We start from the raw sequence: 7,707 nt of genomic DNA, 5'->3' as shown, positions 1-7,707 counted from the left end.
CAATACGACGCTCTGGTAATTGGCTGCGGCGGCATCAAAAGCGGCGAGCGCCGCTCTTTTTTCAGCGGGTAGCCCTGGATTAAAAAGAGGCTGGGTGAGCTGCGCAACCAGGCCCCACACTGCCGAGCCACCACCGAACAGGGTACCGGTGGTCAGCGCTTGAGAGCCAAGGTTGGCGCTCAGGTTGATCTGTGGGTAGAGCTTGGCGACAGCCACACCATAGTCTGCATTGGCCGCATGCAACAGCGCCTCTGACGCCTGGATATCCGGTCGGCGGCGCACCAGTTCTGAGGGCACGACGAGCGGCATCTCGACGGGCAGAGTGAAATCGGCCAGAGTGAAGGCCGGGATGCCACCCGTGCCTGGGGCACGACCGGCTAGCACCGCCAGTAGATGTTCGGTTTGTTGCAGTTGTTTACGCAGCGCAGGCAGTTCTGCCCGCGTTTGCTCCGCCTGAGCTTGTAGGCTCAACGCTTCATCAGGTGAGGCCTGACCGATACGCACGCGTTCATGGGCTAGGCGCAGTTGCTCATCCTGCACGCGCAAAATGGCAGTAGTGGCTTCTAGTTGCGCGGCGAGGCGTGCTCGGGTAATGGCAGCGGTTGCCATGTTGCCGGCAAGGGCCAGGCGCGCAGCATTCAGTTCGAAGCGACGGTAGTCGGCGCGAGCAGCCAAGGCTTCGAGTGCGCGCCGGTTGCCGCCAGCCAGATCGAGGTTGTAATGCACGCCAACGCTGGCGTTGTAGAGGCTGAATTGACGTGCGTCTCCGCTCAACCCTTGGCTACTGGGACTCATTTGCTGGCGCTGAGATCCCAGTGCGACATCTACCTGTGGATATTGCGTCGAGCCCGCCTGTGCGGCAAGAAGCTCCTGCGCCTGTCGCAAATTGGCGCTGATGCTCGCCAGCGTCGGGCTGACATGGAAAGCTTCGTTGATCAGTCCGTCGAGTGTGGATGAACCCAAGCTTTGCCACCATTGCGTTTCGATCGGAAGCCCTTCGACTAGACGTTGTGTTTCGCCGAACTGCGTGGGAGCGGACGCGGTTCTATCAGCCACCGGTGTTGCAGTGTAGCGAGCCACATCGGGTGCGGTGGGACGCTGAAAATCAGGGCCGGCGGCGCAACCGGCCAGACCGGCGGTGACCAGACCAGCTACCAGGTAAGTTGCCGCAAGCCGTCTTTCGAGGCTGATGGGGCGCTGGCATGTTTTAGCGTGCTCCATAAAAATGCTCCACGAAAGGTTTACGGAAAGCTTGGTGGCAGCCCAAGCAGCTTTCCTGCACGTGGGCGAATGATTGGATCACCGCCTTGCCGTCGCTGCTCGCAGCAGCCAGCTTCATGGCCAGCGCCGCCTCGTGAGTCTGCGCGTCAAAGTTTCTGAACTTGGTCGCATCAGCGCCGAGGTAAGCAAGGATGCGCATTTTTTCAGTAAGCGGTGGCTCGGGGTGTGCAGCAACTTTTGGGGCGAGCTGAACGACCTGAACCCATTCCTCCTGCGAAATCGCACCGGTAATAGCCTGCATGTTGCGCCCGAGTTCCTGCATGATCTTGCGTAGCGCCAGTGGCTCAACCTGGGTAGCGTCACCAGCCCAAGCTGGCAACTGAAAACCCCATAAAAGCAGGCAGGCCGTAACGGTCAGGGTGATAGTTCCAAATGCGTGGCTGTGTTTGCGGTGGGTCATGAAATTCTCCTGTAATTCAATCGTTCTCTCATTCGAACTCCCGCCCTTCGCCAGCTTCCTCATGGGTCACACCGTCGCGGATGTGGTAGATGCGCTTGAAAGTGGGGATGATCTTTTCGTCATGGGTGACGACGATGATGGCGGTCTCGAACTTCCGAGCCATGTCATTGAGGATGCGGATTACAGCCATGGCGCGCTCACTGTCTAGTGGAGCTGTGGGCTCATCAGCCAGGATCACCGGAGGGCGATTGACCAAACCTCGCGCAATGGCGACCCGTTGCTGCTCGCCACCGGAGAGTTGCGAGGGCATGGCGCGAGCCCGGTGTTGCACATCGAGCGCGGTGAGCAGTTCCAGTGCCTTCGCGCGCGACTCCCCATTCGCGACGCCTGCGAGCATCGGCAGTAGCGCCACGTTGTCGGTGACATCGAGAAACGGAATCAGGTATGGTGCCTGGAAAACGAAACCGATCTTGTCGCGCCGCAAGGCGCGCAAGTCGCGGACTTTCCAGCCATCGTCGTAGATCACTTCATCGCCCAGCGTCATGCGACCGGCGGTCGGATCAATCACCGCGCCCAGACATTTGAGCAGCGTGCTCTTGCCGGACCCGGAAGGGCCAATCAGGCCCACCACCTCGCCGGGTGCCACCTGCATGTCCACGCCTTTCAAGGCATTGACCGCGGTATCGCCCTCGCCATAACGTTTTCTCAAACCTTCGATGCGAATGCCTTTGCCACTCATCTCAACCTCCAATGGCTTCGGCCGGGTCGACCTTGAGTGCCATGCGAATGGCGACGATGCTGGCTAGAACGCAGATCACGAGCACGGCGAAAAAACCGGCGATGGAGTCGAACGGCATCAGCAGTACGTACTTGGGAAACAGGGGCGCTGAGAAAGTGGCTGTGATCTTGCCGACCACGAAACCAATCACGCCCAGGGCGAGCGCCTGCTGCATGATCATCGCGGCGATGGTTCGGTTGCGTGTGCCGATGAGCTTCAACACCGCGATCTCGCGGATTTTGTCCATCGTCAGCGAATAGATGATGAAGGCAACGATGGCCGCGCTAACGATGGCCAGAATCACCAAGAACATGCCGATCTGCTTGGCCGACGTGGCGATCAACTTGCCGACGAGGATGTCTTCCATCTGTGCCCGTGTGTAGACCGTCAAACGTTTCCAGCGCCGGATGGATTCGGCAACCTCGTCCGGCGCATGACCAGGTTTCAGAGTGACCAGCACTGCATTGACGAACGCGTTGGTGCTCTGTGAAGCAATCACGGCATCCAGCAAACCAGTAACACCGGGTCGATTGAAGGCCGGGTTGGCTTCGGTGCGACGCCGGCTTTGCCAAATGGCGTCGTTGTCCTTGAGGAACTGAGCCTCTTGGGCATCCTTGAGCGGAATGAATACCATCGGGTCGCCGCTGGACGACACCATGCGCCGTGTCAGCCCCACGACGGTGTAATGATTTCGGCGAATGGCAAGACGATCTCCCAGTTTGAAGCCGGTGGCGATGTCGGCCACCGCCTCGTAGTGACCGCGCGTGATCTGGCGTCCAGCGACGAGATAAGGAGGCCATCCGGGTGTAGCCCCCAACGCACCGGGCGCGATGCCGACCACCATGGTGCGTACATCACTCTCGCCCTTGCGTACCTGCATGGTCAGGTAGGTCACGTTCGCTGCCTGTGAGACTCCCGGCATGGCGAGAATGGCGCGATACACGTCATCGTTGAGGCTGGACGACTCCGCATAAGGACCCAGAGTATCCTTTTGCACCACCCAAAGGTCAGCGCCACTGTTGTCGAGCAACGCCTTGCCGTCGTCCACCATGCCTCGGTACACCCCAGCCATGACCAGGGTGACGCCGATCAGCAGACCCAGACCGATGCCGGTGAAGACGAATTTTCCCCAGGCATGGAGAATGTCGCGGCCGGCCAGGCTGATCATCGTGACACTCCTGGGATATGGTCGACCACATGGATGCGGCTGCGCGCCGTCAGTGCCTTTTCGCTATAGGTCACAACCTGGTCCCCATTCTTGAGCCCTTCGCGCACCTGCACGTAACCATTGAGGTCGGAAGTGCCGAGCTTGACCGGGGAGAAATGCAGATCACCATCCACGATTTGCCAGACACCAACTTTGTCGCCCTCACGCTGGACGGCAGCGTTGGGGATCAGTGGAGCGGCCGGGAGCGCCGGCAAGTCAACCGTGACTTCGGCCAGTTCACCCACCGGTGGCAAAGGTTCTGGTTTGTTATCGAATGTCACCTTGGCAAGCGTTTCCTCGGTTACCGCGTCGGCCTTGGGTTCCACCCGCAGCACGCGACCTTTCAAGGTCTGGCCACCACGCGAACGCAGGACGATAAGAGTCGGCAACCCCCCAGCCAGCCCCGATGCGCTGATCTGGTCGAAGCGCGCATTGATCCACAAACTCTTGGGGTCGATCACTTCCACCACGGCCTGGCCCGCGACGATGGTCGTGCCGGGATCGGCATCGCGCACGGCGACTACACCGTCGACCGGCGCGATCAGGCGCAGATTGCTCCGCTGCGCGACGAGTCCTTCGCGGTCGGAGCGTGCCCGGACAATATCTTCCCGAGCGGCAGATAAGGCGGCATCGGCGATCTGCAGTTCCTGCCGCTTGGTGGTGACGATTTCCTCGCTGGTCGAGCGCACCGCAAACAATTGCTCGTAGCGGCGCGCCTGGGTTTGCGCGTAGGCTTGCCGGGCTTCTGCCTCGCGCAAAGCCGCTTCCGCACGCTTGAATGCCGACTCCTGTGAGCGCACCCGATCATCGAGGTCGACCGGCTCCATCTCGCCGAGCACCTGTCCGGCCTTGACCTGGTCGCCTACATGCACCTCCAGGCGTTTGACGCGCCCGGCAAACGTCGGCCCGATCTTGTAGGTGTAGCGCGCCTCCACCGTGCCGATGCCGAACAGCGCCGGTGTGATAGCCCGTGATTCCACGCTTGCCACCGTCACCGCGACCGGGGCGAGCGGCCCTGATCGCAGACCGACATAAATAAAAAGCACCAGCAAAGGAATGATGACGGCAAGCAGCGCCAGGGTGCGGCCTTGCAAGGGTAACTTTTTCATTGCGCACTCCTTATGCCACGCCGATAAATTGCAAAGACGCGCGGCGCATCGCGGTGCATACGTCCCACATCACCCGCCAACAGCGATTGCATGACCAAGCCCTGGATCGTGCCAATGAACAGCGTTGCCGCCGCCTCGTTGTCAAGCGAGGGAGACAACTCGCCGCTGGCCTTGCCTTTCTCGATGAGACGATGCAAACGTTCGCCGTAGCGCTGAATCAAGGTTTGCACCATGCGCTTGGCCGGTGTCGATTCGGCACGCTGAAGCTCACCAAACATCATTCTTGGCACGCCTGGGTGCTCAGCTACGAATTCGATATGACTCATGAACATCGCCTCCATGGCTGCCAAGGGCGACTCGATTCCTTGTGCGGATCGATCGATTCTGGCTAATAGGCGCTCTGCTACCCACTCCATGACCGCCTGCCAAATGGCTTCCTTGTTCGGGAAGTGCCGAAACAGCGCACCCTGGGTCAAGTTCATGTGTTTAGCGATAGCTGCAGTGGTTATCTCGCTTGGGTTTTGTGAACCGGCAAGCGCCACGACGGACTCGACAGTTACGGCACGACGTTCATCGGCCGGCAGATGCTTTGGATGGGTGTCCACGAGCACTCCTTGTAAGATAGTAATTGATTACTATCTTACCACAAGAGGCAACTCAAACAAGAGAAAACCCGACGTACTCGTCAATATCTAGCGTCTGCAATGGGCTTAACGTGCTTTATTTTCCGTTTTCTGAGACGTCCCCACGTACAAAGGTGTCGATCTGACCGGTGCAACCTATGCCACGGACATCCGGCTCTCCGACCCGGATGGCAATGAGCGCACGCTGGCGGACTTCCGAGGCAAGGCCATCCTGGTCTTCTTCGGCTTCACTCAGTGCCCAGATGTCTGCCCGACGGCCCTGGCGCGGGCGGCCGAGGTCAAGCGGCTTCTCGGCCCCGACGGCGAGCGCTTCCAGACACTGTTCGTCACGGTCGATCCCGAGCGCGACACGCCCGAGGTGCTCAAAGCCTACACGGCTGCATTCGACCCCAGCTTTATCGGTCTGTACGGCGACCTGGAACGCACCGCACAGATCGCCAAGGACTTCAAGGTCTACTACAAGAAAATGCCGACGGGATCGTCCTACACCATGGACCACACATCGCTCAGCTACGTCTACGACCCGCTAGGAAAGCTGCGCTTGGCCCTGCGCCATGAGCAACCCGCCCAAGACTATGCGGACGACATCCGCAAGCTCTTGAACCCTGCCTGACCCTCTATCCCCTCAAGGAGAACACCATGAAACTCGTCATCCGCACAGCCATCGTCGCCGCCTCGCTGCTCGCGGCCACCGCCCAGGCGCAAGTCACCGTCAAAGATGCCTGGGTGCGCGCCACCGTACCGCAACAGAAAGCCACCGGCGCCTTCATGCAGTTGAAGGCAACCAAGAATAGCAAGCTGGTCTCGGCCAGCTCGCCGCTTACGCCCGCCGTCGAGGTCCACGAGATGGCCATGCAGGACAACGTGATGAAGATGCGCCAGGTGCCGGCCGTCGAGCTGCCCGCAGGCAAGACCGTGGAACTCAAGCCCGGCGGCTACCACGTGATGCTGATGGACCTGAAGCAGCAGGTGAAGGAAGGCGACACGGTGCCTCTGACCCTCGTCATCGAGGGCCCGGACGGCAAGCGCGAATCGGTCGAAGTGAAGGCTCCCGTGCGTGCGCTCAACGCCAGCGCCCAGCCGGCTGGCCACGATGCCCAGGGCGGCCACAAGCACTGAAGCACTTGGCGGGTGGGTGAATGGCGCACCTGTAGCACACCCCACCGCTTGCAGCCCTCGAAATTCGAAGCCGCGATGCCAACTCCCGCAACCTAGGTCACGCATAGCCAAAAAGCTCACGGCGTACGGCAACCGGAGATGGTTACTCCACCAGCGTTTTGCAATGCGTGTTTACTAGCGCTGTTTCTCTGAAACCCACGGTCTCCTTGCATGAAGGCCTCTAGCATGTGCGGGATCAGCGTCGTGGCATCGACCGCTTCGCCGTACACCTGCGCGTGCAGCGCGGCGTAACGGTCGAGGTCGGCTTTCAGGCTGACCGGGCACGCAAAGGCCAGCTTGACGCTCTCGACCTTGGGCAGCGGCCCAAGCCGCAACTTCCTGGTGGTGTTCATTTCGCAATTCCACGGTTGAAGAACATAGGCTGGTACGGCCGCAGCACAAAATCGCGGTTGACGATGATCCGCACCGGCAGGCCCGGCCGCTCGGTCAGCGTCGGCTGGATGTTCATGTTGCGCCGGGTCATCTCTTGGCCGACCTGGTTGATGCTGTCCTGCGCGCTATCGCGCCCAGCGATCACGATGCGGTTGCCATCCTGCCGGTTTTCCGGTGCGGCCAACTCGGCACCCACGCCCAGCAGGGTCGTCAGCGCCGCACCCGCGAAGACGCGATCCCAATGCCAATCGACGCCATCCTCCAGGCCGGAATAGCCGGCAGGGTCAGTGCCCGCCAGGTTGTCTAGCTTCAGCGAGGACGTGTCCGGCAGGATGACGCGGTTCCACACCACCTGTACGCGGCTCTGCCCGTAGCTCACCTGGCTGTTGTACTTGCCCAGGATGCGCGATCCCTGTGGGATCAGCAGGAACTTGCCAGTGGCCGTGTCATAGACCGGCTCCGTCACCGTGGCTATCACGTCGCCCGGCAGATCGGACTTGATGCCCGTCACCAGCGCGCCCGCGATCCCCGTTCCCGCCATGACCTGATACGGCGAGGCCGGCATCTGGAGATTGCCGGAATTGCGGGTTTCCGTAGAACCGCCTTTCAGGAAAGCCTCTTTCTGGTCTTGCCGGTTCTGCACGGCTGTCGGGTCGGATGGCTGGGCCGCCGTCGAGGCCGGGCCAGCGGCCAGCGGGTCGAAGCCCGCCAAGGCGCTGCCGGGCGCAGCCGCAGCG

The 7,707-nt window shown here is 60.9% G+C and carries 10 protein-coding genes; 2 read left to right on the top strand and 8 right to left on the bottom strand.

Annotated elements, in window-relative coordinates:
* The 6 genes from H928_RS29200 to H928_RS0121525 all read right to left on the bottom strand — a co-directional run.
* On the bottom strand, positions 1-1,221 hold a 1,221-nt coding region (locus H928_RS29200), incomplete at its 3' end, for an efflux transporter outer membrane subunit (protein ID WP_043341446.1).
* Positions 1,208-1,681 carry a cytochrome c gene (locus H928_RS0121545; protein WP_003056106.1) on the bottom strand — a complete coding sequence of 158 codons (474 nt, stop codon included), beginning with the start codon at positions 1,679-1,681 and terminating at the stop codon, positions 1,208-1,210. The genes H928_RS29200 and H928_RS0121545, both read right to left, overlap by 14 nt.
* A 28-nt stretch (positions 1,682-1,709) precedes the next feature.
* Complete coding sequence (locus H928_RS0121540) at positions 1,710-2,420, bottom strand: ABC transporter ATP-binding protein (RefSeq protein ID WP_003056107.1); 711 nt, start codon at positions 2,418-2,420, stop codon at positions 1,710-1,712.
* A gap of 1 nt (position 2,421) precedes the next feature.
* Entirely contained in the window at positions 2,422-3,627 is a 1,206-nt protein-coding gene (locus H928_RS0121535; protein WP_003056108.1) for an ABC transporter permease, read from the bottom strand.
* The gene (locus H928_RS0121530; protein ID WP_003056109.1) at positions 3,624-4,775 is read right to left on the bottom strand and encodes an efflux RND transporter periplasmic adaptor subunit; all 1,152 of its coding nucleotides are present in this window, start codon (positions 4,773-4,775) and stop codon (positions 3,624-3,626) included. Before H928_RS0121530 ends, H928_RS0121535 begins: the two co-directional genes overlap by 4 nt.
* Positions 4,772-5,380: a TetR/AcrR family transcriptional regulator gene (locus tag H928_RS0121525; protein ID WP_004393990.1), complete on the bottom strand. Its 609-nt coding sequence runs from the start codon at positions 5,378-5,380 to the stop codon at positions 4,772-4,774. The genes H928_RS0121530 and H928_RS0121525 overlap by 4 nt, the downstream gene beginning before the upstream one ends.
* A gap of 160 nt (positions 5,381-5,540) precedes the next feature.
* On the opposite strand from H928_RS0121525, the gene H928_RS31140 reads away from it, so the two are divergent.
* Positions 5,541-6,032 (top strand): SCO family protein, encoded by a 492-nt coding sequence (locus H928_RS31140; protein WP_076841736.1) that lies wholly within the window; start codon positions 5,541-5,543, stop codon positions 6,030-6,032.
* Between the two features lie 26 nt (positions 6,033-6,058).
* Positions 6,059-6,538 (top strand): copper chaperone PCu(A)C, encoded by a 480-nt coding sequence (locus H928_RS0121515; protein ID WP_003056114.1) that lies wholly within the window; start codon positions 6,059-6,061, stop codon positions 6,536-6,538.
* A gap of 116 nt (positions 6,539-6,654) precedes the next feature.
* Here H928_RS0121515 and H928_RS0121510 read toward each other — a convergent pair whose 3' ends face one another.
* Positions 6,655-6,930: a DUF2274 domain-containing protein gene (locus H928_RS0121510; RefSeq protein ID WP_003056116.1), complete on the bottom strand. Its 276-nt coding sequence runs from the start codon at positions 6,928-6,930 to the stop codon at positions 6,655-6,657.
* Positions 6,927-7,707, bottom strand: a 781-nt coding sequence (locus H928_RS0121505; protein WP_021028354.1) for a TrbI/VirB10 family protein, incomplete at its 5' end; no start/stop codon positions are given. The genes H928_RS0121505 and H928_RS0121510, both read right to left, overlap by 4 nt.

It is taken from the genome of Comamonas sp. B-9 (assembly GCF_000410635.1).
GTDB lineage: Bacteria > Pseudomonadota > Gammaproteobacteria > Burkholderiales > Burkholderiaceae_C > Comamonas.
The sequence above is the reverse complement of the archived record's forward strand: the minus strand, read 5'-3'. Positions and strand labels throughout refer to the sequence as shown.

Bases quoted from the DNA above. Each gene is read 5' to 3' on its own strand.
- H928_RS0121530 (WP_003056109.1), bottom strand. From the start codon at position 4,775: ATGAAAAAGTTACCCTTGCAAGGCCGCACCCTGGCGCTGCTTGCCGTC.
- H928_RS0121515 (WP_003056114.1), top strand. From the start codon at position 6,059: ATGAAACTCGTCATCCGCACAGCCATCGTCGCCGCCTCGCTGCTCGCG.
- H928_RS0121510 (WP_003056116.1), bottom strand. From the start codon at position 6,930: ATGAACACCACCAGGAAGTTGCGGCTTGGGCCGCTGCCCAAGGTCGAG.
- H928_RS0121535 (WP_003056108.1), bottom strand. From the start codon at position 3,627: ATGATCAGCCTGGCCGGCCGCGACATTCTCCATGCCTGGGGAAAATTC.
- H928_RS0121540 (WP_003056107.1), bottom strand. From the start codon at position 2,420: ATGAGTGGCAAAGGCATTCGCATCGAAGGTTTGAGAAAACGTTATGGC.
- H928_RS0121545 (WP_003056106.1), bottom strand. From the start codon at position 1,681: ATGACCCACCGCAAACACAGCCACGCATTTGGAACTATCACCCTGACC.